Here is a 24287-nt window from a genome sequence, read left to right as displayed (position 1 = left end):
GACATAAGGTGAAAGGGCGGTCGTCAGGAGGTCGTTGTGATGGAGTGTCCGGCAATTGTATTCATTGATGATGAGCCGAGTGTGCTCAATGCCCTGCGCAGGCTGCTCAGGATCAGTCACCGGGACTGGAAAATGCACTTTTTCAGCTCACCAGTGCAGGCTCTGGAGGCTCTGGCAGATATAGCCCCGTGGGTGGTGGTGGCGGACAAACGCATGGCCGAAATGGACGGCGTAGTGTTGCTGCAGCAGGTTGCAGAGCGCATGCCGGAAACGATACGGGTTCTGCTGAGTGGCGATGCCCGTCTCGACAGCGCCATGGAAGGGGCGGTGGCCGCTCATTTCGTGCTGCGCAAGCCGTTCGAGCGTGAAACCATCGACCACTTGCTGACGCGAAGCCGCGTACTGCATCAGTTGCCCTTGAGTCTGTCGCGTCGTCGCCAGCTGGGACAGATAAACGGCCTGCCGGTGTTACCCCGAATCTATCAGCAGATCACTCTGGAGCTTGATCAGGAAGAGCCTGATGTGGCTGTGGTTGCGAGCCTGATCCGGGAGGATCAGGGGTTGTTGAGCCGGGTACTGCAGTTGGTCAACTCGCCGTTCTTCGGTTTCACTGCTCGCACTCAGGAAGTCGAGGTTGCCGTGATGCGCCTCGGTCTGCAGACAATACATAACCTTGTGCTGATCACTGAGCTTTATCACCAGGGGCCTTCGCGCCTGCTCAAGGTTGGTGAGCGCCTGATGCGGGAGGCCTTGCTGCTGGCTGAGCAGGTTGGGACTGTCTGTGATTTGCGTAAGGTCAGCAAGCAGGTCAGGAATCTGGCGGTTATCAGTGGGTTGCTGCACAACATTGGTGAGCTGGTGCTGGCGCTGCATGCAGTGCCAGCAGAGGGAGATGCGTCGATCGTCGAGGATGAAATGCAGCTGGTGGGTGCCTATCTGCTTGAGCTTTGGGGCTTTGAGTCGGGTGTGGTGGAAGCAGTGCAGCACCAGCGGGATGAGGTATTGCCTGAGGACAGCGAGCCCGTAGCCGAGCTTCTTAACATGGCGCTGAAAATTAAGTCGGGCAGCGCTGATGAAGCACAGATATTGAAGATGGACCAGGATGAGCACTGAACCGACTAGCCGGCATGATCCGGAGTTGTATGCACGTATCGTCGACCAGATGGGGCATAGTGTCATCGTTGTCGACGGTAGTCGCTGGGTGCACTTTGTCAGTCGCTCCCTGGCGCGGCAGCTGGGAGAACCCTCTGATGCGATGTTGCACACCTCGCTTTATGACCTTTGTCCTGGTTTGCCTCGGGCCTGGATGGAAGAGCAGTTTGCTCAGTTGGAGCAACTGGGCGAAACCGGCACTGAAACGATTCGCTGGCGGGTAAGCAGTAACCTGTTCCAGCCACTGGTCGAGCTGCACACTGAGCTGGTGGGTGGCCGAATGTATTACCAGTGCGAACTGTTTCTGCTGCAAGGTCAAGCTGAGCCTCTGTTCTGCCTCACCTTGGATGGCCCTGTTCCTGAAACGGCGGGACAGAATGAAACCTTTACGGATTTTTGTCAGGCGCAACTGGATCAGGCTGAGCAACGGCTGCAGCACTCCGAAAAGCTGGTGACACTGGGGCAGCTGGTCGCCGGCGTGGCCCACGAGATCAATAACCCGGTTTGTTATGTCAAAACCAATTTGCAGACACTTCAGCAGTATGTGGGTCACCTGGACCGCCTGTTAAGTGAAAGCCTGACGTTGGCTGAAACCAGCGGCAACGCCAGCCTGTCTCAAGAGCTGGGTCAGCTGAAGCAAAAGTTCGACTATGACTTCATCCATGAAGAGCTGCCGCTGCTGTTGGCGGAAACGACCGAAGGGGTGCAGCGCGTCGAGGAGATTATCTCGACCTTGCGTGATTACGCGCGCAATGATGCCAGTGAAGGAGAGTGGGTTGATCTGAATGAGCTGCTCGAGGCTGCGTTGAAGCTGGTACATCATGAAATCAAGTATGTGGTGACGTCAGTACAGCGAGATTACGACAGTTTGCCCAAGGTCTGGTGCCGTCCATCGCAATTGACCCAAGTGGTGGTCAATTTGCTGGTGAATGCTGCACAGGCGATGTCCAGGGGAGGGGAAATTGAACTCAGGACGCGCTTTCTGGAAACAGAGGGTCAGGTTGAGATCGACCTCTGTGATCAGGGAGAGGGGATTGATCCCGAGATCATGCCGGTGTTGTTCAATGCCTTCGTGACCTCCAAACCGCCCGGCAAGGGAACGGGGCTGGGGTTGTCGGTTTCACAGCAAATCATCAGCAGTCATCAGGGAACGATCAGCGCCAGCAACCGTGAAGGGGGTGGCGCCTGTTTCAAAATCCTGCTGCCGGTTGGGGCCAGGGATTAATCATTCAGTTCGAGAGCGCACCTATGGGCAAGCATCGCGGTGGACAGGACAAAAGTGTTTTCCGGGTACTCTGGGGTACCTACATTCGGAATGCGTTGATTCCGATCGTTTTCATTGAGCTGGCCCTGATCGTCGCTTATCTGGCTACCAACTACCTGGTTCGTGACCAGAATATCGCCACCATGCAGCGCAGTGCTCAGGAATCGCTGCTGGAAACGGCACGGATCGAATCGGATGTTATTACCACGCAGCTGCAGGGAGTCACCGAAATGACCGACCTCTTTGCAGCGATGATGCGGCATGCCTATGATCAGCCCTTCAAGCCCGATGAACAGGAATTGGCGCGTTACAGCCTTAGCGATAACGGGGTCTGGTATACCCGACCGGATACGCCGGGTGCGGCCGTGTTCTACTCAGCCTTTACCAAAGTTGGTGAGGCAGAAAAAAACAAAGCCTGGCAGCTGGCGCAAATCGATCCGCTGATGAAGCAGATTGTGGACAGCAGTTTGCTGGTCACTCAGGCCTATCTGAACACCCACGACTCGATGAACCGGATCTATCCGGGCTTCGACGTGCTGGCCCAGTACCCCTTCGACATGAATATCCCGGAGTACAACTTCTATTACGAGGCGGACGCCGAGCACAACCCGGAGCGCCAGGTCGTGTGGACCGATGTCTACATCGATCCGGCGGGGCAGGGCTGGATGGCATCGGCGATCGCACCGGTTTATCGCACCGGTACAGACTTCCTGGAGGGTGTTGTGGGCCTGGATATCCGGGTGTCCGAAATCATTCGTCAGGTACTCTCGTTAAAGCTGCCCTGGGACAGCTATGCCCTGCTGGTGGACAGCACCGGTACCATCATGGCCATGCCGAAGGCCGCCGAACGGGACTGGCAGCTGCGGGAATTGACGGATCACGACTATGCCACCGCGATCATGCAGGATACGTTCAAGCCGGAAGAGTTTAACCTGTTCCGACGTGATGACAGCCAGCCACTGGCGCAGGGGCTCAATCAATCCGATTCGGGCGTTGTCGCCCTGGAACTGGATGGGCTGCCCAAGCTGGCAGCCTGGTCGCGGATTCCCGGAGCTGACTGGCACCTGCTGGTGGTAGCAGACCAGTCGAGCCTTTATGCCGATGCCAATGCGTTGAAGGAACGTGTGGACCAGATTGCCGTGGGCATGATTCTGGCGTTGCTGGCCTTTTATCTGCTGTTCATGATTTATCTCTACCGCAAGTCGGTCAAGGTCAGTCTCCGTTTGTCTGAGCCGATGCGTGCATTAAGGGCGATGATCTATCAAATTGGCGAAGGCCAATATCGGCCACAGCCGGCAGCCAGCGATATTGTTGAGCTGTCCGCGGTCTCTTCCGGGTTGAAGGATATGGCGTTGACCCTGGAGCAGAGTCGCAATCAGCTGGATGAAGCAAACCGGCGTCTGGAAAGCATGAACCAGGCGCTGGAGCAGCGGGTAGAAGAGCGCACCCAGAAGCTCAAGCAGACGAATGAGGCGCTGCGCCACGAGCGTGAGGAGCAGGCCCGACTGATCCAGAAGCTGAAGGACACTCAGGCGCAACTGGTGCAGTCGGAAAAAATGGCGTCTGTCGGTGTGCTGGCGACGGGGGTCGCGCATGAGATCAATAATCCTCTGGCCTTCGTCAGCGCCAACGTGTCTATTCTCAACGACTACGTGCCTGCCTTGCTGCGGTTGCATCAGGGGGCGGTGGAGCTGATGGCCGAGGCCGAGCGTACGGCACTGAAAAAACTGGAGGAGCAGGAGAAGTTCTCCTATATCGAAGAGGATCTGCCGGATCTGCTGGCCGACTCTCTCGAGGGGATACGCCGAATTCGTCACATTACCGAGAGCCTGCTGGAGTTTTCCCATGCCGGTGATACGGCGTGGCAGTCTTGTGATATCAACCATTGTGTCGAGACCACCCTGGTGATCTGTCACCATGAGTACAAGAACAAGGCGAAAGTCCTGAGCGAACTGGATCCCTTGTTGCCGAAGGCGCAGGCGGTTCCGGCCCAGATCAATCAGGTGATCATGGCGCTGGTCGTGAACGCGGCTCAAGCAACCCGGGTGAATGGCCTGATCCGCATCGCTACCTCCCATACCGGCAGCGAAATCCAGATCCGAGTTGAGGACAATGGCTCGGGCATTGCGCCCGAGGATCTTGATCATATCTTTGAGCCCTTCTACACCACCAAGGATGTAGGGCAGGGGACCGGTCTGGGGCTGGCCGTGACCTACGGTATCGTCAGCGCTCATCATGGGCGTATCGAAGTGGACAGTACCCCGGGTGAGGGCAGCAGCTTCAATGTCATTTTGCCGATCAAACAGCAAAGTGTGACATCTGCTAACGACAAGCGGGTTGAGGTTGAAGGCGCCTGACGTCTTTTCCTGGGGCATCAGCAACAGACATGCGCAAATAAATGTCTAATTTAAACAGCTGTTTATTGCTATTGGCGGATGCCTGAGGGATGATGAATTCAATACTTTTGGTTGGACTATAGATGTGTCTGGAATAAGGCTCTGGGGCGCTCAACTGGCGCTTTTTCTCTCAGTGTTCATCTTTACGCATCAGCTGGTTCAGGCTGAACCGTCCGGGCCGGTTGTCCGGTTCGCGCCCTTGCCGATGGTCAGTCTGGAGCAGATGACGCGGGAATATTTGCCGTTTCTCGACTATCTGGAAAAGCGCTCAGGGCGTCGTTTTGAGTTGGCTTACCATGCCTCCTACGATGAACTGCTTAATGCCCTGGTCGCCGGTGAAGTTGATCTGGCCTATCTAGGCCCTCTGCCCTATGTCGCGCTGACCGAACAGACCGATAGCATCATTCCCATCGTGCAGCTGCTGGACAGCAAAGGTGCTTCGGATTACACCTGTGCCATCGTCCATTTTGCCGATCATCCTGCCGAACTGATGCATAGCGGCAGGCCCCATCGTGTGGCTCTGACGCAACCTCTTTCGACTTGTGGCTATCTCTCGGTCGAACGTTACCTGAACCAGCACCAGACCAGTCTTGAAAGTGAGCATTACGAATATACCTACACCGGCAGTCACGAAAATGTGGCCATGTGGGTTATTCTGGATGACTTTGACTTGGGGGGCATCAAAACCCAGATTGCCCGTCGTTATCAGCACCTGGGACTTCGGATCGTCGATGAAACGGACCCCGTACCCGGTTTTGTGCTCGTGGCCAACCGGGCAACCATGGATGCCGGCCTGATCGATCTTATTCGAGAATCCATGCTGAGCCTGCATCCGCGCGAGAATGAGTCTGATCGCGATGTGGTCAGGGCCTGGAGCGCTAACCTGCGTTACGGTGCCCGCACAGTGGATGAGCAGGCCTACGAAAGTATCCGCAACCAATGGCGGGAGCTGAAGGTCGACTTGATGAGGAGTGCCGAGTGAACCTGCGCATCTTCGCCATCGCCCTGGGGGGCTTTTTGCTGTCGGCATCGCTGGGTGTAGCCAGCATTCAGCTGCTGGTCAACTTCGAGGTTCGCAACCAGCTCGATGCGCGGCTTGAGCAGGAGTCCGTTGCCTATCGGGCGGTTCTTCAAGGCCTCAGCAAGGTTTCCCGCACCCTCTACGATGAAACCATCAATACCCCGGCAGTGACGGCCCTGGTACACGATATCCTGCACACTCATGGTGATGAGCAGGATATTGCCCGGGGTAAGTTGTTGCGGGAACTCTATCCTTCCTATCTGCGCCTGCAAGAGCAGGGGATCAGGCAGCTGCATTTTCACAGCCCTGATGGTTTGAGTCTGCTGCGCTTTCACCGTCCGCTCAAGTACGGTGATTCCCTGTTCGAATTGCGAGAGTCGGTCCGGCTTGCCAATACAGAGCTCAAGCCTGTCGAAGGGTTTGAAGTGGGGCGTCTGTTTCACGGCTTTCGCTTTGTGTTTCCTCTGTTTCATGCAGGGGAGCACATTGGCAGTGTGGAAAGCAGTGTCTCTTTCAAAACAATCGAGGATAGTCTGCAGGCATTGGTGTCCAATGAACTGTTCGAGTTTGTGCTGAACCGGGATCGGGTGTTCGCAATGTTGTACCCCAGCGAACGCTCCATTTATCAGCCTTTTGGGCTCAATGATGAGTATGTGATCGAGGATATAGGCGCCAAGCTTGGTACGCCGCGTGTCGTGCCCGAACTGCAACAGCAACTGGAACCCATGCTGGTTCCAGATCAGGCGCAGATTCATGCTCGGATGATCAAAGGAAAGCCTTTCGGGCTGACGGTCAAATTGAAGGGCCAGCGTTATGCTGCTCTGTTTCTGCCGGTTTTCGATGTGTCAGAAGAGGTTGGGGCCTATATTCTGACTTTTGCCCAAGTGCCGGAGATTGAAAATATCTACCGCAACGGTCTCTGGATTCAGCTGTCATCTCTGGCGCTGTTGGCAAGCCTGGCCATGGGCTATTACCGGCGTCAGACAACGAATATCACCATCGCGCGTGAGCGCGAGAAACTGCAGTCGATCACAGAGCGTATGGCCGAAGGCCTCTTTGTGCAGGATACAGAGGGACGTATCACCTTCCTCAACGAGGCGGCCGAAAGGATACTGGGGGTGAAGGCAAAAGAAGCCATCGGACAGGTCGCTCATGACCTCTTTCATGTGCACTACGATGCCAATGGTTGCCCGGTATCCATTGATAATTGTCCCATACGCACGGTGACGTATCAGGGCGATGTTTACGAGAGTGAAGATGAATACTTCCGGCGCGTATCTGATCAGCAACTGGTGCCGGTGCAGGTGACCAGTGCCCAGTTCCTTGTGGCAGGGGAGCCCGCGGGGTCGATCACCATCTTCCGAGACATCACCCAGCGCAAGCTGGATGAAGAGCAGCTTAAGCTTTCGGATATCGTGTTCAGCACTACCCACGAAGGTATTGTTGTAACCGATGCTGAACTTCAGGTGCTGGCCTGCAATGACGCCTTTGTAAATTTGACCGGATACACTCGTGATGAGTGGCTTGGGCGTCATATCCGCATGTTGCGTTCTGCTGTGCATGATAAGGCCTTCTATGAAACGATGTGGGCACAGATAGGTGAGCATGGACATTGGGAGGGGGAAGTCTGGAACCGTCGCAAGGATGGTTCACTCTATCCCCTGGCGCAAACAATCAATGTTGTGCGCGACGAGGTCGGCCAGATTACGCACTTTATGTCCGTGATGTCTGATATCACCGAACAAAAGCGTTACGAAGAAGAGCTGAAACAGGCCCGACATGAGGCGCTGGAAAGTGCCCATGCCAAAGCCGAGTTTCTGGCCAACATGAGCCATGAGATCAGGACGCCGATGAATGGCATTCTGGGGATGCTGGAACTGGTTCAGGAGACAGAACTGTCACCTGAGCAGAAAGACTTCCTGGGCATTGCGCAGAGTTCAGGGCGGACGCTGATGTCGTTGCTGAACAGCCTGCTGGATCTGTCCAAATACGAAGCAGGCAAGGTCGATATGGAGCAGATCGACTTTACACTGCGCCGGCTGCTGGAGGAAACCGTTAAGCTGTTTGCCCCACAGGCGCAGGGCAAGGGGCTGGAGATTGCGGCCCTGATCGATGACAGTATCCCCGAGTATGCCAACGGTGACCCGACGAGGTTGCGTCAGGTCATCACTAATCTGCTGGGCAACGCCATCAAGTTTACGGAGCAGGGTGAAGTGTTGCTCACGGCAACGGTGGTGGGCACAGAGGATACCGGGATGCGTCTGCATGTGGTGGTCAAGGACACGGGTATCGGTATTGCTACTGAAGCACAAAGCCGAATCTTCGACAGCTTCAGCCAGGCAGACGGCTCTACTACACGCAAGTATGGGGGAACCGGGCTCGGCTTGACCCTGAGTCGTGAGATCGTAACTCATCTGGGCGGGCAGCTCTGGCTGGAGTCCGAGTTGGGACAGGGCAGTGCCTTTCATTTCACGATTCAGTTGCGGGAAGCAATCGAACCTGCCGCCCTGTTTGTCCCCAATGCAGAGCTGAGAGGTTTGAGAGCACTGATTGTCGATGATAACGAGACTAACCGTTTGATCGTGGAGCGTTACTGCGACAGCTGGAATATTTTCCACCAGAGTGCGGCGGATGGTGAAGAAGCATTGCGTCTGATGGAGGGAGCCTGGATGAAAGGGAAGCCTTTCGACCTGGTGCTGACTGACATGATGATGCCGGAAATGGACGGTATCGCGCTGGCCAAGCGGATCAGGGCGGATAATCGTTTTGACTCGGCCCGTCTGTTGCTGATTACCTCCTACACAGGACGTGCGCTGCATCGACAGGCGGATGCGGCCGGTTTCATCTGCATGCTGGCCAAACCGATCGGGCGCGATGAGCTCCATGATGCGATCGAGCGAGCTATTGCGGCGGCCCCTCAGGCGCTGCCGTACACGTCGTTAACAGCTGAAGGTACGCCAGCTCGACCGCTCAACCTGCGCGTGCTGCTGGCTGAGGATAATGAGGTCAACCGCCTGGTGGCGACCGCCAGTCTGGATCGCTTGGGCTGCACGTTCGTTGTTGCCGAAAATGGCGAAGAGGCTTTGCAGTGGCTTAAGCATGAGAGCTTTGACCTGGTCTTGATGGATTGCCAGATGCCGGTAATGGATGGCTTAACGGCAACCCGGAAATTCAGAGAATTTGAACGGCATGAAGGGCGCGCGGCAATACCGGTCATCGCCATGACGGCTTTTGTTTCAGGGGATGATATCCAGCGCTGTTTGGCGGCCGGGATGGATGCCCATATTGGCAAGCCTTTTGATCCCGAGGCCTTGCGGGCCTTGCTGCTGGAATATGGGGGCGCCCCGACAGCTTCAGAAAGCACGGATAATGCCAACTGCGTTCAGGCTGAGGCGGCAGAAGAAGATGTCCCTGTGTTGAAGCAGCAGGTACTGGATGAACTGGAGCAATTGTTGGATGGCGAGCTGGATGTGATTCTGCAGCCGTTCATTGAGCAGATGCCCCAGTTGCTGGAGCAGGTGCGCACGGGCCTTGAAACGGATGATCTCGACCTGTCCCACCGCGCGGCCCATACGCTGAAGAGCAGTGCGGCCAATGTTGGCGGAATGCGGGTGTCTGAGTTGGCCAAGGCCCTGGAGCAAAGCGTGTACAAGCAGGACTCGGCGTTGCTGAAGCAGCAGTATCAGCAGTTGGCCGATGCTGCAGATCAATTAATTCAGGCACTGACCGGCTTTATGGCCGTACGTTGAAACAGTGACTTCAGGAGTGAATGTTGGTTGAGCTGAATACTTCCCCACTTTCGGATAGCCGGATTCTGGTGGTCGATGATGACCTGAGCACGCGGCTGATGTTGGTGAAGATCCTGCAGAAAGAGGGGTATGAAGTACTGCAGGCACCGGATGGTGCTGCGGCATTGGAGCTGCTGCGGCCTGGCAGGATGCCGGATCTGGTGTTGCTGGACGTCGTGATGCCCGAGTTGGATGGTTTTGACGTCTGTAAACATATCCGCCAGCAGAAGTTGACGATGCCGATTGTCATGCTGACCGGTCTCGATGATGTGAGTGCGATTGACCAGGCGTTTGGCTGTGGCGCGACGGATTTCATAACCAAGCCAATCAACTGGCCGCTGCTGATTCGCCGTGTTCGCTATTCTCTGCGTACCTACAGAATGACCTGTGCACTGGATCAGGTCCGCGTCATGCAGAAGGAAGCCCAGGAGGTCGCTCAGCTCGGCTTCTTCGAGTGGCGCCCGTCGTGTGGTCGGTTGGACTGGTCGACCGGCCTGCTGGAGCTGTTCAGTCTGCCGACCGATATCGGGCACAAGGGGGTAAACGGTTATCTCGAACGGGTCAGTTTGACCGATCGTGAACAGGTACATCAGCATCTTGAGCGGGTGGCGGCCGGACATCTTGAAAAAGCGACCTATGCCCATGGTTTCAGTGCCGGTGACAATGAGCGCTATGTGCGGGTCATTGCGCGCAGAACGGCGGCCGATAGCATCCTGTGTGTGCTGCAGGACATCACGGACTTTTACCAGGCGCGCCAGACCGTTGATTTCCAGCGCCGCCATGACAACCTCACCCAGCTTTACAACCGCAGCAGCTTCTATTCACGTGTGGATGAGGCGCTGGCCGGAGACGGCAGCTGTGCGGTGCTGAGCATCGACATCGATCGCTTCCACATGATTAATGAAACCTTTGGCCAGGGTGAAGGCGATAAGGTATTGCAGCTGTTTTCACTGCGTCTGCAGGCGGCAACTCAGGGTTTTTACTCGCTGGCCCGCCTTAGCGGGGATGAATTTGCGCTCCTGATTGCCGATCTCGATGATGTTGAAGGTCTGGCAGCATGGGTGGAGCAGTTGCAGTTGCGACTGGGAGAGGCGTATGACATTGCGGACCAGCCGGTGTTTATTGAGACCAGCATCGGTATCGCACTGGGGCCGGAGCACTCAACTGAAGCCAGTCATCTGATCAGTGCGGCGGTGCAGGCGCGGCTGGTCGCCAAAAAAGCCGGGGGAAGTCGCTTCAAGATTTTCGACGAAAGCTGTCAGCAGGACTACGCACGTCAACTCTATATCGAGTCGGAGCTGCGGCATGTGCTGCAAAGGCGCGAGCTGAAACTGTTCTATCAGCCACAGCTCGATCTCAAAACCGGAACAGTGGTGGGTGTCGAGGCACTGATTCGCTGGCAGCATCCGGAAATGGGCCTGGTGTCACCGGTCGAATTCATTCCAATTGCGGAGCAGATGGAGCTGATCCATGGCATAGGTTATTGGGTTGCTGAAGAGGGGATCCGGCAGGCCAAGGCCTGGCATGACCAGGGAATGCCGTTGCGTGTTGGTATCAACCTTTCTGCCCGTCAGTTCAGCGATGAGATGCTGGCAGACAAGCTGTCGAGAATGCTCAAGGACTCGGCGCTGCCGCCGGCGTTGCTGGATGTGGAGATTACCGAAAGTGTTGCCATGGATAACCCTGAGCAGGCGTTGTTCATGCTGCGCAAACTGCAGGATCTGGGAGTGTCCCTGGCGCTTGATGATTTTGGTACGGGCTACTCGTCGCTGGAATATCTGCAGAAGTTCGCGGTCGACTACATCAAGATCGACAGAGCTTTTGTCAGTAACCTGATCACGAACCCGGCGGACCAAGGCATTGTCAGAGCTGTCCTGGGTATTGCGGAGAGCCTTGGGTCCCGAGTAATCGCCGAGGGCGTTGAAACGGAGGCGGAGCTGCAGCTGCTGAGCTCCCTTGGTTGCGACGAAATACAGGGCTATCTGATCGGACGCCCCATGCCTGCCAGTGAAATTCCAGCGGTCATTGCGCAATACACGCATAACGAAAGCAGAACAATAATTCACGAGACAAGCCTATGATGTTCTTTGGAAAGGCTGCAAGGCAGAGAGAGATCAGCGCACTCAAGCATGAATTGGCGAGCACGCATGAGCGCTATGAACAGCAGCTGCGAGAGTTGAAGGACCTGGTCGCTGAAAAGGACCGCCAACTGGTACAGATTCAGCAGCATGGAGACAGCGAAGCTGAGATCATGAAGTATCAGCTTCAAGGCGGCGAGATGCTCACCTCCATTCGGGAAGGGCTGGCCAGTTCGGCAGAGCAACTGATCGATGAGCGCAAGTCGCTGAAACAGCTTGACGAAATTTTTGATCATACCCGCCAGGCGTTGCAGAAGCTTAGCCAGAGAGCGGATCTGATTAATGAGCACGCCAATGTCAGTATGGAAGCTGCCACGGTGCTGGATACAACCGCCAACTCCATCAGCCAGCTGGTTGCCAGCATTCAGGAGATCTCTGATCAGACCAATCTGCTGGCCCTGAATGCGGCGATTGAGGCGGCCCGTGCCGGTGAGGCAGGGCGTGGTTTTGCCGTAGTCGCCGACGAGGTGCGTAACCTTGCAGGCAAGGCGCATTCTGCCAGCCAGCAGATCGAAAAGCTCGTGGGCCAGGTGCTTGAACAGACTGTCTCGATCAAATCCATCGTGCATGACAACCAGAACAGCGCCGCGGATGTGTCCGCCTCTTCAACGCAGATTGACGGTGTGGTCGGCGATGTTATTGTGCGTTCTGATCGTATGCAGCGCGTGATCCGTATTGCCACCACGGCCTCGTTCCTGAACACGGTCAAACTTGATCATGCGGTCTGGAAAAACCAGGTCTATGGTCTGATTGAACGGCACGATTTTTCAGTCGGAGCCAACCGGCACACCGAATGCCGTCTGGGCCAGTGGTACTACGAAGGTTATGGCAGTAATAAATACTCCGACCTGGGCAGCTTCAAAGCGCTGGAAGAGCCACACCGCCAGGTGCATGATTCCGGTCGAGAGGCGCTCGCCTGCGGTCTGCGTGGTGATTACAAGGCCATGCTCAAACGTCTGCAGCAAATGGAAAGCGCCAGCCTCAAGGTGGTGAAGGGGATTGATACCTTGTTAATGGATGTAGTCCGTACTTTGTAAAGGATGAGAGCAATACCTTCCATCTCAACCGTTCTTCAACTCATTTCCCTGGTACTCCGCAAGCAGAGGCAGGCTTTTAGCCTGCCTCTTGCGCCACAAAGATAGCTTCCTGCGTTTTTGTCCAGATACTTACGAGTCTGTCAGTACTGATCCAGTCGCCCGATCTCCCATTCCAGCTGATTCATTTTGGACTCCGGCGCCCTATTTGCTGCGCAATTCGTTGCCATTACTTGCCTGAAACCAGTTTCTCTGGGCTTTCTCAACCACTTACAGGTCCCGCATAGCGTGAAAGGGCATTCACGGGGCCGTTGTTGTGTTGAGACCTGGTGGATAGAGGGTGCGGTATGATGTCGCATATTGCGTTAAACAAATATAAAACCTGTTTGTCATAAATGTCACATGGTATATCATGCACGCAGCAGCAAAGGGTATTGATTCGAAAGTCCCAAGGAGCGACTGACCAAGTTGAGATATCCCAAGTAGATCTGAGCTGCGTCGAATAACCTCTATCGCATGGGAGATGTGTGATGAAAAACAATGGCCCCCTGTCCAATCGTGAACAGCGTTTTGGTTCGGATGTGAAGCTGATCTCGGCCACGAACCTGAAGGGTGTGATTACGCACTGTAATGACGCTTTTGAGCGTGTCAGCGGTTTCAGTCGGGATGAGCTGATTGGCCAGCATCACAACATTGTTCGCCACCCGGACATGCCGGCAGAAGCCTTTGAGGTGATGTGGCATCACCTTCAGTCCGGCCGCCCCTGGATGGGGATGGTGAAGAATCGCTGCAAAAACGGGGATTTCTACTGGGTCAGTGCCTATGTTACGCCGGTAACGGAAAATGGTGAGGTAGTCGGCTATGAGTCTGTTCGCTCCTGTCCAGCGCGTGAAGACGTTCAGCGGGCCGAGAAGCTGTATCAGCGGATCAATAAAAAAAGACGTCAACTGCATGTGCCGCGTTATCTTCAGCAGTTGTTGCTGGCCTTGGTCTTTATTGCGCCGGCGCTTCTGTTGGCGAATACCGTGTCTCTGCTGGCCAGTACCCTCTGGCTCATGGTCGCGTTACTCGGGTTTGGTGGCCAGCAGTACCTGCAGCACCGTCATGACTTGAACCTGCTCCGGAATGAACTGAAGGGGGTTTTCATGCACTCACTGGCGGCCGGTACTTATACCAATCAGCAGGGTATGATCGGCAATGTTATGGTCGGCGTGATGAGCCTGAGAGCCCATCTGGATGCGGTCTTGACCCGAATTGAAGATGCTTCTGGTCAGGTTGCACAACAGTCTGACCTGGGGTTGAAACTCTCCGAAGTGGCACGTGAAGAGATGCTGACGCAGCGCCAGCAAACGGATCTGGTGGCCACGGCGATGCATGAGATGTCTCAGGCAATTCATGAAATCTCAAGCAATGTGCAGAAAACGGCAGGTCAGGCGGATCATTCGCGTGAACTCGCGAGCCAGGGCGGGGAGATTGCTCAAGTTACCCGCAGCTCGATAGAAGAGTTGCGTGACAGTGTCTCGGCGATAGGTACTGCTGTGCGTCAGTTGGCTGAACAGACCGGTGCTATCGCGCAGGCCGCGGAGTCGATTGAGGCCATCTCCGAGCAGACCAACCTGCTGGCGCTCAACGCCGCTATCGAGGCGGCTCGTGCCGGTGATCATGGGCGAGGTTTTTCCGTGGTGGCGGATGAGGTGCGAGCACTTGCTGCCAATACCCGTGAATCTGCACAGAATATCCGGCAAATCGTGGAGGGTTTGACCGGGCAAGCCCATTCCTCGGTTTCAGTTGCTCAGGAAGGTGCGAAGGATGCCGAAACAGGCCTCCAACGTGTGATTGAGTCGGAAACCATGCTGCAGGGGATCGCAGACGCCGTAAACCGCATCTCCACCATGTCTGAGCAGATGGCAGCAGCAGTTGAAGAGCAGGCGCTGGTGTCAGAAGAAGTGAATCGACAGGTTAAGGAGATTTCTCTGCTGTCCGAAAGCAGCTTGGCCCGTACCGAAGAGAGTGCGGACAGCATTCGACGTTCGCAAAAGGTCTCCGCAGAGCTGCATGAGTTGGTCAACCGGTTCAAGCAGTAGTCGGGAAGTGTGCAGGGGCGTGGGCATTAACTCCTGTTTCGTTGAGAGGCTTGAAGCAAGGCCTCAAACACCTGTCAGGCCTGTCTGTGGTGTTGATAGTAGTGATTAGCCCGAATCATGTATAATTCGCGCTCAGTTTTTAACCCGTGGATTTCTCAGCGCCCTATGCACACCGACAGCCTCGACAAACAGACCAAAACCCGCCTGAACAAGCTGCAGAAGCGTCTGCGCCGTGAGGTGGGCCAGGCAATTGAAGCCTTCAACATGATTGAAGAGGGCGACAAGGTAATGGTGTGTCTGTCCGGTGGCAAGGACTCCTACGCCATGCTCGATATTTTGCTTAACCTGCAGAAAAGCGCGCCGATTCGCTTCGAGCTGGTGGCGGTAAATTTGGATCAAAAGCAGCCGGGCTTCCCGGAAGAGGTGCTGCCGACCTACCTGGAATCGATCGGTGTGCCTTTCCACATCGTTGAGCGTGATACCTATTCTATCGTCAAGGAAGTGGTGCCTGAGGGTAAAACGACCTGTGCGCTCTGCTCGCGTCTGCGTCGCGGTACCCTGTACGGCTTTGCCGATGAGATCGGTGCCAACAAGATCGCGCTGGGACATCACCGTGATGACATTCTGGAAACCTTCTTCCTCAACATGTTCTACGGCGGCAAGCTGAAGTCCATGCCGCCGAAGCTGGTGTCCGATGACGGCAAGAACATGGTGATTCGCCCGCTGGCCTACGCTCGTGAGAAGGATATTGCAGAGTATGCAGAGCTGCGTGAATTCCCGATTATCCCGTGCAACCTGTGTGGTTCTCAGGAAAACCTGCAGCGTCAGGTGATCAAGGAGATGCTGCAGGGCTGGGACAAGAGCCATCCAGGCCGCATCGAAACCATGTTCCGCGCCCTGTGCAACGTGGTGCCTTCACATCTGGCTGACCATCAGCTGTTCGACTTCAAGGGCCTTCAGCTGGGCTTTCCGCATGGCATCGCGCCGGATACCGGCAGTGCGCTGGGTCCCCTGGGTGATGATGAAGAAACCGGCGCCAACGGCTCCGGCGTTCAGGTGATGGAAAAGATCGACATCCTCTCGGTTTGACACTTAAGCCAAATCGCAAGGCTTGACCTCTGCTTCCCTTTTGCGGATATTCGGGTTTACCCTGATCAATAAGCCGCATAACAACAAAAGGGAGTTAGCATGTCTCAGTCACTTCTTCAGCGTCAGGATCACGAGGGTGTGGCCACCCTGACGCTGTCCCGCCCCGATGCCTACAACAGTCTGTCACTGGAATTGATGCAGGCGCTGCATGCCGAACTGGATAGTATTGCCGATGATCTGGCTGTGCGCTGCGTGGTGATCAGAGGTGCCGGCAAGGGCTTCTGTGCCGGGCACGACCTCAAGCAGATGCTGGGTGAAGGCGAAGAAAGTTACTATCGCTGCACCTTTGAAACCTGCTCCGGACTGATGCAGCGCATCGTCAATCTGCCGGTGCCGGTGATTGCTCAGGTCCATGGCGTAGCCACCGCCGCCGGTTGCCAGTTGGTGGCCAGTGCTGATCTGGCGGTTGCCGCCGACAATGCCCGTTTTGCCACGCCTGGCGTCAATATCGGTCTGTTTTGCTCCACGCCGATGGTGGCGCTGAGCCGAGCGGTGCAACCCAAGCACGCGATGGAGCTGCTGCTGACCGGTGAGCTGATCGATGCTCAACGTGCCTTCGATATGGGGCTGATCAACCAGCAGGTACCCGAAGCCGAGCTGGATTCGGCGGTGGCGACTCTGGCCGCGAAGATCGCCTCCAAGTCCCGCAAGACGCTGCAGATCGGCAAGCAGGCATTCTATCGTCAGCGTGAGTTGCCGTTGGCCGAAGCCTATGCTCACTGCAGTGAAGTCATGGTAGGCAATATGCTGACCGATGATGCCCAGGAGGGGATCGACGCCTTCATCAACAAGCGCAAGCCGGAGTGGACTCACCGCTGAAGTCCGGCTGGGGCCACCTCGGGCTCAAATCGTCCCGTTCAGAGCCAGAATCCCTTTGGTGATGGGCAGCAGGGCGGCGAGCAGCGAAATGGCCAGAATCCAGGGTTTCAGGGTGTTGATTTGCCAGAAACGCTCCGAGCGATACCCCAGATAGCTGCCCAGCGCCATGCCGGGCAGCAGTTTCAGTGATAGCAACAGGTGCTGCTCGACCAGCTGACCCGCACCGAACAGCATCCCCAGCGAAATCAGTGTGCCGATCAGAAAGAATCCGGCCAGTTCAGCCCGCGCAACGGCCGGATTATGCGCCTGATAGACCAGCGCCATTGGTGGGCCACCGATGCCGGTTGCGGTGCCAACCAGGCCGGAAAAAAAACCGCCCAGTGCCAGATTGCGCCCGCTGGTGCGCAGTTTGATGGCACGCCAGCTCAGCAGTGTCGCCAGCAGCAGGGTGGCGCCCAGAAACAGACCCAGCAAAGCCTGACTCATCGCCTGTACCAGCAGTGCACCGCACCAGGCACCGGGTACGCGTGCGACAATGGCCGGAAAGATGCGGCGCCAGCGCAGTGCATCCAAACCCTGCAAAACCATCACCACCGCAAGACTGAAGCCGATGATCAGGATGGGACCGGGGACATAGGCCGGATTGATCTGATACAGAATGGGCGCGGCCAGCAGGCCGTAGCCGATGCCGATACGGGACTGGACGAAGACGCCGGCGGCTACGACCAGCAGGGCGAGAAGCTCTGGGGCTGTATAGAACATCGATCAGATCCTGAAATGGAAAAAGCCCCCGAAGAGGCTAGTGCGTGACCTCAGGGGGCTTTGTTGAACTGGATAATACCGATTTCAGCGGCCGCCGGCATCCGCGCGGGAGCGTTCGCTGTTTTCCACCAGAACTTCTGCACCGATGCGGTTGATCTCGTCCCAGAGGGCGGGCTTGATCTCGATCCCCATATCGACGCTATGTTCCTTGTTCTGCTCGACCTGAGAGGCGCTGAGCAGACGGGTCTTGCGATGATTGAGGGTCGTTGAAAGATCTACCCGGGAACTGCAGATGATGGTCAGTGCTTGCTTGTCTTCTGGACTGGCATTCAGGCAGGTGGTTGCTTCGCTGTAGCTGGGATAGCGCTCTCCCGCCTTGATGGCGGCGGTGTGCTCGCTGATGTTGCGTTCACCGTTCTGCCAGTAGGCCGCCACGCTGATACCGCGTCGACCGCAATCAGTCAGCGCTTTCAGAATGAACATGCGGTTGTGGCAGTTATGTACGGTCACGGTGGCAATACCGCTTTCGAGCGCCTTGGCGTGGGCCAGGTCCACGGCGGCTGCAATGCAGTTCAACGCGCTGCGGCCGTGGCTGTCGATAATCGCCGAGGTGCTGTCCTCGTACACCACACTGCTCAACGGCTTGTCACTGTCATTGCGGATATAGGGCAGGGCACGTTCCAGCTCACCAAGGCCGTTGAGGCCGTGTTTTTCCAGCCAGAGGATCATGTTGGCGGCGTCCTCGTAGTTGCCGACAAAGTAGCCACTGGCTTCGAAGCAGCGACGCAGGGCCGCTTTCAGTTCGTTCATGGAAATATTCATGGGCTACTCCTTACTGCTGTGGTGCCAGAGGCATGAACCAGTCATCGCCGAATTGCTTGCCGATATCTTCCAGCAGCGGAGCGCCCTGGAACATGGTATTGCGTACCCAGAGCCGGGAACGCGGATCGAACTTGCTGACGCCGAAGAATGCCAGCTTGCAGCGCAGCAGGTGCATCGGCAGAACGTTGCGGTCCAGCAGGTTGGCCTGAATATCACCGTAGATGCAGCGATTCATGCTCTGGATGCGACGCACGATACCGCGCATCTTGGGCCGTGCGACCATAAAGCGTGCCGTGGTGTGATCCGGGTGCTGTTCAACGTACTCGCATAGCTGGTCGTAGCACTTGCGCACGGCATAGCCTACGCCCAATGCCATCTGCTTTTTCTTGGCCTCGGCATCGGCCACGCTGCCTAGGCGTGGTTCCATCTTTTCTTCCGACCGGTACCAGCAGGTTTCACGGGTGCCCTCAACGCTGAAATCGATCGCCAGCGCCCAGGCGTAGCGGTTTTCGATCACGTCTTTCAGGGTCTGCAACGGCATCAGCGGATCCAGATCGAGGAATTCCTCGGCACAATGAAAATCTTCCAGATCGTCCACCAGCTCGGGATAGAGCTCAAGCAGAATGGAGACCAGCATCTCCTGTCCCTGCAGGGAACAATGTTGCTGACTCCAGTCGAGCAGCCCGTCCCAGTTCTCGAACGGCTGTGCCGCCTGAGCTGCAAGTGCTTCCAGGTCGACCAGCACCTGCTGGTTGTTGCGGGTTTGCCACTCGTCCTCGGTCCAGATTTCACGGGTATGTCCGGTGCAGCGGTTGATCAGCTCGTTAAGCTGCTCGCGTATGCGTGGCGTAATGGCACCCAGAGTCCGCACACGGGCCAACGCCAGCTCACGCATCTCGACCCACTGGTTGATCAGCAGTGGGTGGTTGACCAGATAAGGCGCCATGCCCAGACCGGTTGAATTACCGATACCGAAGTAACGCTTGATCTCCGGTTTCATCGGCTGGAAGCGTTCGGGAGCACGGTGACGCGCAATATGCTCCGCCTGCAACAGACTGAAGTTGCGCAGCATCAGGCAGACAAACATTTCGGCTGCAAAGGGGCGGGCAAAGTCTTTGTAATGGGTTCGAACCTTCTCCCAGTCGGCCATGCCCAGCTTTCCACTGCCATAAACGGCTGTGGTGCGGTACAGGTAGCCCACCTTGGCGATGCGCTCGATGTCGGGCTGTTCACCCTTGGCGAGTTGCTCGACTACATAGTCGAAGTTGCGTGCACTGCGGTTGGCACGGGAGAGGACAAAGACGCGGGCATCGACACGGCCCGCTTCCTGTTTGGGCACGTTCTGGCGCAGCTTTTCCAGATAGATGTCATCGACTTCGCCTTCTACCAGTGCCATGGTCAGGTCCCACTGGGTGGCGATAACGCGGTCATTACGCGCTTCCGGCGACAGGTAGTTGGAGAACAGCACGAAGCTGTACAGGCCCTGGGGGGCGCGTACTTCATAGACCACGGTGCCGTAACCGTCCTGGTCCAGTTCAAAGCGGGCCGGCTCGATCTGCCAGCGCTCGCGCATGATGCGACGTACCAAGGTGCGCATGAAGCTCAGGCGGCTCTGGTGCATGGCACCGAGTCGTTCCAGATTCATGACCTGCTCGGCGGGGCGCAGGGGAAGCGCATTGTCACCCCGCAGTGAGGTTTGGATAGCAGCAGGCGTTGTCATTATTATGATCCTCTATTTTGCTCCACATCTTTTTGGGTAGTTGCTGCCACAAGGGGCAGCGCAGCATAGATGTGATGGAAACCTTGCGCTCTGGGTCTCTGCTGGCTTCCTGTTTAGTTATAGTCGGCAGAGAGAGGGACACCGGTGGTGACGGAGTTATCTTGGTGCAAAGCCGGGTGTGAGGACAAATGAAAAGGATCTATCGCCTGATAAGCTGGGCTTATCGAAAACGTTTTGGCTATTATTTTTTCTATGTATATCGGCTGCTCAGGCTCGGTATTTCTGAATGTTCAGAGCTGCCGAGCTGAATGCCGTCAGTCTGTTTCGGGCTGAGGGTTCTGCTCCAGAATGAATTGCACCAGTGCCTCGGCTGCGGGCGACAGCGACTTGTTACTCAGGCGTACGATACCGATGCTGCGCACAACCTGAGGTGTGCTCAAAGGGATGAATACCAGGGTGCTGCTTTCCTCGGGAAAGGCGAATCGGGGGAGAGTGGTTACTCCCAGACCCGCTTCCAGCATCGCAACCAGCGAGATCATGTTAGAGATGTAGAACTGAGAATCGTGCAGTATCGGTTCCGCTTCTGTCCCTTCCAGCAGTCGTGAGGTGCCGTTGCTGATCAGGCGATGTTCGCGCAGGGTTTCCCAGTGCAGTTCTTCCTGTCCCGCCAGCGGATGGTCGCGGCGGCAAACGACGCCGACATGGTCTTCCCAGATCGGTGTAAAACTCTTGTCACCATGCTCCTCGGCATGCCACAAGCTGGCAATGCCAAAGTCCACCTGCTGATTTTCCACCATGCTGAGCACTGCGGCAGCGTTGTCGTCATAGAAGCTGATATGCAGGTCGGGGGCATTTGCTACGAAGCGGGACAGGATGTCGGGCAGCATGCGGCTGGCGATGGAGGGGACCGAGGCCAGGCGTAAATGGCCGGTCTTGTGTTCGGCCATAAGTGTCATGTCTTCGGCGATGCGGTCGTGATGTGCGATCAACTCCTTGGCCTGGGGCAGGAAATGGCGGCCGAAAGGGGTCAGCTCGGCGTTGGCCGATTTGGCATTGCGCTTCTCGAACAGCGACTCGCCCAGCTTGTTCTCAAGATCCTTGATTGATAACGAGATGGCCGGTTGAGTCCTGTGGGCTTTTTCGGCGGCCGCATGAAAGCCTTTCAACTCGGCGACCCAGACGAAGTGTCTGAGCTGGGCGATTTTCAATTCGGGCAGCATGACAGGACCTCCAGAGGCATCGGGCTACTATCGATAAGATAGTCTTATCGTCAGATATTTTTTATTAATTTTTGTTATTAAAAAACGGGCTCTAGCATACCTTCATCCACAGGGTGGACACCAGACCAGAGGGGGCGGGTCGATCTCGAACCAGGCTCCGAAGGGCTGGTGATGTGCAGAGGCTGGCTCTCGGCTTCTGTGTTCAAGTCAAACAACCATGAACCGTCTCAGGTGCCTGTAGTCTGGAGTACCCATAATGAAAATAAGAATGACATGTCTTTCACTCGCTTGTGCTTCCCTGATGCCGCTGGTGGCCACCGCCACTGAACCGGAGATCAACTTCTATGGCAGCCTGCGTGTCCAGCTGGAGAAGACCGGTCATACCGAAAGTACAGATTTCAAGGATGCGGCCAGCCGTATTGGTGTTGAAGGTCGCCATCAGCTGGATGAATCTCTGGCCGCTTTTGCCAGGTATGAAGTCGCGCTTGATCTGGACGAGCGCGAGGTCGGGGATGAGCGTCAAGGCTATGTTGGCCTGACAGGCGATTTTGGTACCTTGATGGCCGGACGCTACTGGTCAGCCTTTTACAATGCGGTCGGCTATGCCGGTGACCAGCTGTGGTGGGATTCGGCCCCGGCCTACTACTCTCTGGATGGTGATTTCCGCATTGGTGATTCGATCATGTACACCAGCCCGGATGTCAATGGACTTCAGTTGTCGGTGCTGGCCCAGTTCGATGATGACTCCAATGATGATGAGGTGGAGCAGTCACAGTACACCGCAACCTATCAGGCCAGCGACAGCCTCAGGCTGGCGGTGGGCTATATCAATGATGACAATGACTCTGTCGGGATTGCGGCTTACTACACGGGTGAAGGCTTCTACATCAACGGTGCCTATATCGACAAGGACAATGCTGGCAAGGGTGCCGACCTGATTGGTGGTATCCGGGCGGATAAAAACCTGTATACCCTTGCCCTGTCCACCCTCGAGGATGAGTCAGGGGCCGGTAACGACTTTGATGCCGTGACCCTTGGGTACCAGTATGACCTGCATCCCAAGGTGAAGCTCTGGGTTGAGGCGATGGCCTGGGATGGTGTTCTTTATGGCAATGAGGATTCCCATACGATCAACATTGGTATGAATTACGACTTCTGATCTTCGCTCCAATCCGCCCGTGCGTAATGGTGTCCCCTTCTGTTACGCATGGGCACTTAATCGTTTTACCCCGTCCTGGCTTCATCACGGCACGTCTGCCCAGACTTTCGCTATGCCTTTGAGCGCCTGATCCCTGTTTTCAGTGTACTCCAGCCAGCATGTCGGCCTGGTCTCGTTGGGCCGGAAGGCATGTCTGGGTCGTCCCGCCGTTAAACCTGCCCATGATAAGAAAGACTAATCATTAAATATTATTTATTAATTTTTATTATTAAATCGTCCTGCCTAAGATGAACTCATCAACTTGGTGGAGGTAATCATGTCTGAATCAATCTTTCGTAACTATATCGCCGGTGAATGGGTCGAAGGCGCGAGTGTCATCGCGAATATCAGCCCGGCCGACATCAGTGATGTGATCGGTCAGTATGCTCAGGCTGACAAGGCACAGACTGAAGCTGCAATCGCCGCGGCCATCAAGGGACAGCAAGAGTGGCAAAAGAGCGGCCTGGAGCAGCGTTACTCCGTCCTAATGTCAATCGGTGACGAACTTATTGCCCGCAAGGATGAGCTGGGTGAATTACTGGCGCGCGAAGAGGGCAAGACGCTGGCCGAAGGTGCGGGCGAAGTCTATCGCTCAGGTCAGTTCTTCCATTACTACGCTGCTGAAGTGCTGCGCCAGATGGGCGAAACCGCCGACTCCGTACGTCCGGGCATCGAGGTGGAAACCCGCCGTGAGCCGGTGGGTGTGGTTGGCATCATCACGCCCTGGAATTTCCCGACAGCAACCGGCGCCTGGAAGATTGCACCGGCGCTGGCCTTCGGTAACGCCGTGGTGTGGAAGCCGGCGAATCAGGTGCCGGCATCCGCCTGGGCGCTGACCGAAATCATCTCGCGTCAGGGGTTGCCGGCCGGTACCTTCAACCTGGTGATGGGGCCGGGAGCCGAGGTCGGTGATGTACTGATCCACTCTCGCGATATCAATGCGCTGACCTTTACCGGCTCGCTGGAGACTGGTCGCAAGGTGGCTGCCGCCACGGCTGTAAACCTGGTCAAGTGCCAGCTCGAGATGGGCAGCAAGAACGCCCTGGTGGTGCTGGATGACGCCGATCTGGACAACGCCGTGGAATGTGCCGTCAACGGTGCCTTCGGGGGAACCGGCCAGAAATGTACGGCCTCTTCCCGCCTGATTGTAACCGAAGCTATTCACGACCGTTTCGTTGCCGCCGTGATCGAGCGCATGAAGAAACTGGTCGTGGGCCACCCGCTGAAAGAGGGCGTGCATATCGGTGCCGTAGCCGATGCCCGTCAGATGGAGCAGAACCTGGCTTACCTGGAACTGGCCAAAAGCGAAGGCGGGCAGCTGGCCTACGGTGGCGAAGTACTGAACGAAGACACCGAGGGTTACTTCATGCAGCCGGCGTTGTTCACCGGTACCACCAACGAGATGCGCATCAACCGTGAAGAGGCCTTTGCGCCGATCGCCTGCGTGATCAAGGTGAAGGATTATGAAGAAGCACTGGCGACACTGAACGATACCAACTTCGGTCTGACCGGCGGCATCTGCACCCAGTCACTGAAGTATGCCACCGACTTCAAACGTCGCGCCAAGACCGGTTGCGTGATGATCAACCTGCCGACGGCCGGTACCGATTATCACGTGCCTTTCGGCGGCCGCAAGGACTCCAGTTTCGGCCCGCGCGAGCAGGGCAGCTATGCCAAGGAGTTCTACACCGTCGTCAAAACCACCTACATGCGTGCGTAA

At 56.2% G+C, this 24287-nt stretch carries 16 protein-coding genes; 12 read left to right on the top strand and 4 right to left on the bottom strand.

The window, feature by feature from the left end; translation table 11 throughout:
• The first annotated feature begins 39 nt into the window (after nucleotides 1-39).
• The 10 genes from ABD013_RS06180 (at nucleotide 40) to ABD013_RS06135 (ending at nucleotide 16845) form a co-directional block, all read left to right on the top strand.
• Nucleotides 40-1113, top strand: a complete 1074-nt coding sequence (locus ABD013_RS06180; protein ID WP_343803769.1) for an HDOD domain-containing protein — start codon at nucleotides 40-42, stop codon at nucleotides 1111-1113.
• Nucleotides 1103-2377 (top strand): ATP-binding protein, encoded by a 1275-nt coding sequence (locus ABD013_RS06175; RefSeq protein ID WP_343803766.1) that lies wholly within the window; start codon nucleotides 1103-1105, stop codon nucleotides 2375-2377. The genes ABD013_RS06180 and ABD013_RS06175 overlap by 11 nt, the downstream gene beginning before the upstream one ends.
• A gap of 23 nt (nucleotides 2378-2400) precedes the next feature.
• Nucleotides 2401-4773, top strand: a complete 2373-nt coding sequence (locus tag ABD013_RS06170) for an ATP-binding protein (protein WP_343803763.1) — start codon at nucleotides 2401-2403, stop codon at nucleotides 4771-4773.
• A 124-nt stretch (nucleotides 4774-4897) separates the two neighbouring features.
• On the top strand, nucleotides 4898-5794 hold the full coding sequence (locus ABD013_RS06165; protein ID WP_343803760.1) for a PhnD/SsuA/transferrin family substrate-binding protein: 897 nt from the start codon (nucleotides 4898-4900) through the stop codon (nucleotides 5792-5794).
• Entirely contained in the window at nucleotides 5791-9582 is a 3792-nt protein-coding gene (locus ABD013_RS06160; protein ID WP_343803756.1) for a response regulator, read from the top strand. The genes ABD013_RS06165 and ABD013_RS06160 overlap by 4 nt, the downstream gene beginning before the upstream one ends.
• Before the next feature lie 20 nt (nucleotides 9583-9602).
• Nucleotides 9603-11702, top strand: a complete 2100-nt coding sequence (locus tag ABD013_RS06155) for a putative bifunctional diguanylate cyclase/phosphodiesterase (protein ID WP_343803753.1) — start codon at nucleotides 9603-9605, stop codon at nucleotides 11700-11702.
• The gene (locus ABD013_RS06150; protein ID WP_425543392.1) at nucleotides 11702-12796 is read left to right on the top strand and encodes a methyl-accepting chemotaxis protein; all 1095 of its coding nucleotides are present in this window, start codon (nucleotides 11702-11704) and stop codon (nucleotides 12794-12796) included. The genes ABD013_RS06155 and ABD013_RS06150 overlap by 1 nt, the downstream gene beginning before the upstream one ends.
• Nucleotides 12797-13323: 527 nt before the next feature.
• Nucleotides 13324-14877, top strand: coding sequence for a methyl-accepting chemotaxis protein (locus ABD013_RS06145; protein WP_343803747.1), 1554 nt, complete (start codon nucleotides 13324-13326; stop codon nucleotides 14875-14877).
• 165 nt (nucleotides 14878-15042) lie between these two features.
• Nucleotides 15043-15966, top strand: a complete 924-nt coding sequence (gene ttcA / locus ABD013_RS06140) for a tRNA 2-thiocytidine(32) synthetase TtcA (RefSeq protein WP_343803744.1) — start codon at nucleotides 15043-15045, stop codon at nucleotides 15964-15966.
• A 99-nt stretch (nucleotides 15967-16065) separates the two neighbouring features.
• Nucleotides 16066-16845, top strand: a complete 780-nt coding sequence (locus ABD013_RS06135; protein ID WP_343803741.1) for an enoyl-CoA hydratase — start codon at nucleotides 16066-16068, stop codon at nucleotides 16843-16845.
• A gap of 24 nt (nucleotides 16846-16869) precedes the next feature.
• On the opposite strand, the gene ABD013_RS06130 is transcribed toward ABD013_RS06135, so the two are convergent.
• The 4 genes from ABD013_RS06130 to ABD013_RS06115 all read right to left on the bottom strand — a co-directional run bounded on the left by ABD013_RS06130 (nucleotide 16870) and on the right by ABD013_RS06115 (nucleotide 21369).
• Nucleotides 16870-17607, bottom strand: coding sequence for a sulfite exporter TauE/SafE family protein (locus tag ABD013_RS06130; RefSeq protein ID WP_343803738.1), 738 nt, complete (start codon nucleotides 17605-17607; stop codon nucleotides 16870-16872).
• A gap of 84 nt (nucleotides 17608-17691) precedes the next feature.
• Entirely contained in the window at nucleotides 17692-18429 is a 738-nt protein-coding gene (locus ABD013_RS06125; RefSeq protein ID WP_343803735.1) for a DUF3726 domain-containing protein, read from the bottom strand.
• A 10-nt stretch (nucleotides 18430-18439) separates the two neighbouring features.
• Nucleotides 18440-20149, bottom strand: a complete 1710-nt coding sequence (locus ABD013_RS06120; protein WP_343803732.1) for a hypothetical protein — start codon at nucleotides 20147-20149, stop codon at nucleotides 18440-18442.
• A 314-nt stretch (nucleotides 20150-20463) separates the two neighbouring features.
• Nucleotides 20464-21369, bottom strand: coding sequence for a LysR family transcriptional regulator (locus tag ABD013_RS06115; RefSeq protein WP_343803729.1), 906 nt, complete (start codon nucleotides 21367-21369; stop codon nucleotides 20464-20466).
• 268 nt (nucleotides 21370-21637) lie between these two features.
• On the opposite strand from ABD013_RS06115, the gene ABD013_RS06110 reads away from it, so the two are divergent.
• Together ABD013_RS06110 and ABD013_RS06105 are read left to right on the top strand one after the other, a co-directional pair.
• Entirely contained in the window at nucleotides 21638-22528 is an 891-nt protein-coding gene (locus tag ABD013_RS06110; protein ID WP_343803726.1) for a porin, read from the top strand.
• Between the two features lie 316 nt (nucleotides 22529-22844).
• Nucleotides 22845-24287, top strand: coding sequence for an aldehyde dehydrogenase family protein (locus tag ABD013_RS06105; RefSeq protein ID WP_343803723.1), 1443 nt, complete (start codon nucleotides 22845-22847; stop codon nucleotides 24285-24287).

Origin of the sequence: Marinobacterium maritimum (genome assembly GCF_039523155.1) — a bacterium.
Lineage (GTDB): Bacteria > Pseudomonadota > Gammaproteobacteria > Pseudomonadales > Balneatricaceae > Marinobacterium > Marinobacterium maritimum.
The sequence above is the reverse complement of the archived record's forward strand: the minus strand, read 5'-3'. Positions and strand labels throughout refer to the sequence as shown.

Coding starts and splice junctions, on each gene's coding strand:
- ABD013_RS06130 (WP_343803738.1), bottom strand. CDS start 17,607: ATGTTCTATACAGCCCCAGAGCTTCTCGCCCTGCTGGTCGTAGCCGCC.
- ABD013_RS06145 (WP_343803747.1), top strand. CDS start 13,324: ATGAAAAACAATGGCCCCCTGTCCAATCGTGAACAGCGTTTTGGTTCG.
- ttcA (WP_343803744.1), top strand. CDS start 15,043: ATGCACACCGACAGCCTCGACAAACAGACCAAAACCCGCCTGAACAAG.
- ABD013_RS06155 (WP_343803753.1), top strand. CDS start 9,603: ATGTTGGTTGAGCTGAATACTTCCCCACTTTCGGATAGCCGGATTCTG.
- ABD013_RS06115 (WP_343803729.1), bottom strand. CDS start 21,369: ATGCTGCCCGAATTGAAAATCGCCCAGCTCAGACACTTCGTCTGGGTC.
- ABD013_RS06150 (WP_425543392.1), top strand. CDS start 11,702: ATGTTCTTTGGAAAGGCTGCAAGGCAGAGAGAGATCAGCGCACTCAAG.
- ABD013_RS06175 (WP_343803766.1), top strand. CDS start 1,103: ATGAGCACTGAACCGACTAGCCGGCATGATCCGGAGTTGTATGCACGT.
- ABD013_RS06180 (WP_343803769.1), top strand. CDS start 40: ATGGAGTGTCCGGCAATTGTATTCATTGATGATGAGCCGAGTGTGCTC.
- ABD013_RS06110 (WP_343803726.1), top strand. CDS start 21,638: ATGACATGTCTTTCACTCGCTTGTGCTTCCCTGATGCCGCTGGTGGCC.
- ABD013_RS06170 (WP_343803763.1), top strand. CDS start 2,401: ATGGGCAAGCATCGCGGTGGACAGGACAAAAGTGTTTTCCGGGTACTC.
- ABD013_RS06105 (WP_343803723.1), top strand. CDS start 22,845: ATGTCTGAATCAATCTTTCGTAACTATATCGCCGGTGAATGGGTCGAA.
- ABD013_RS06120 (WP_343803732.1), bottom strand. CDS start 20,149: ATGACAACGCCTGCTGCTATCCAAACCTCACTGCGGGGTGACAATGCG.
- ABD013_RS06135 (WP_343803741.1), top strand. CDS start 16,066: ATGTCTCAGTCACTTCTTCAGCGTCAGGATCACGAGGGTGTGGCCACC.
- ABD013_RS06125 (WP_343803735.1), bottom strand. CDS start 18,429: ATGAATATTTCCATGAACGAACTGAAAGCGGCCCTGCGTCGCTGCTTC.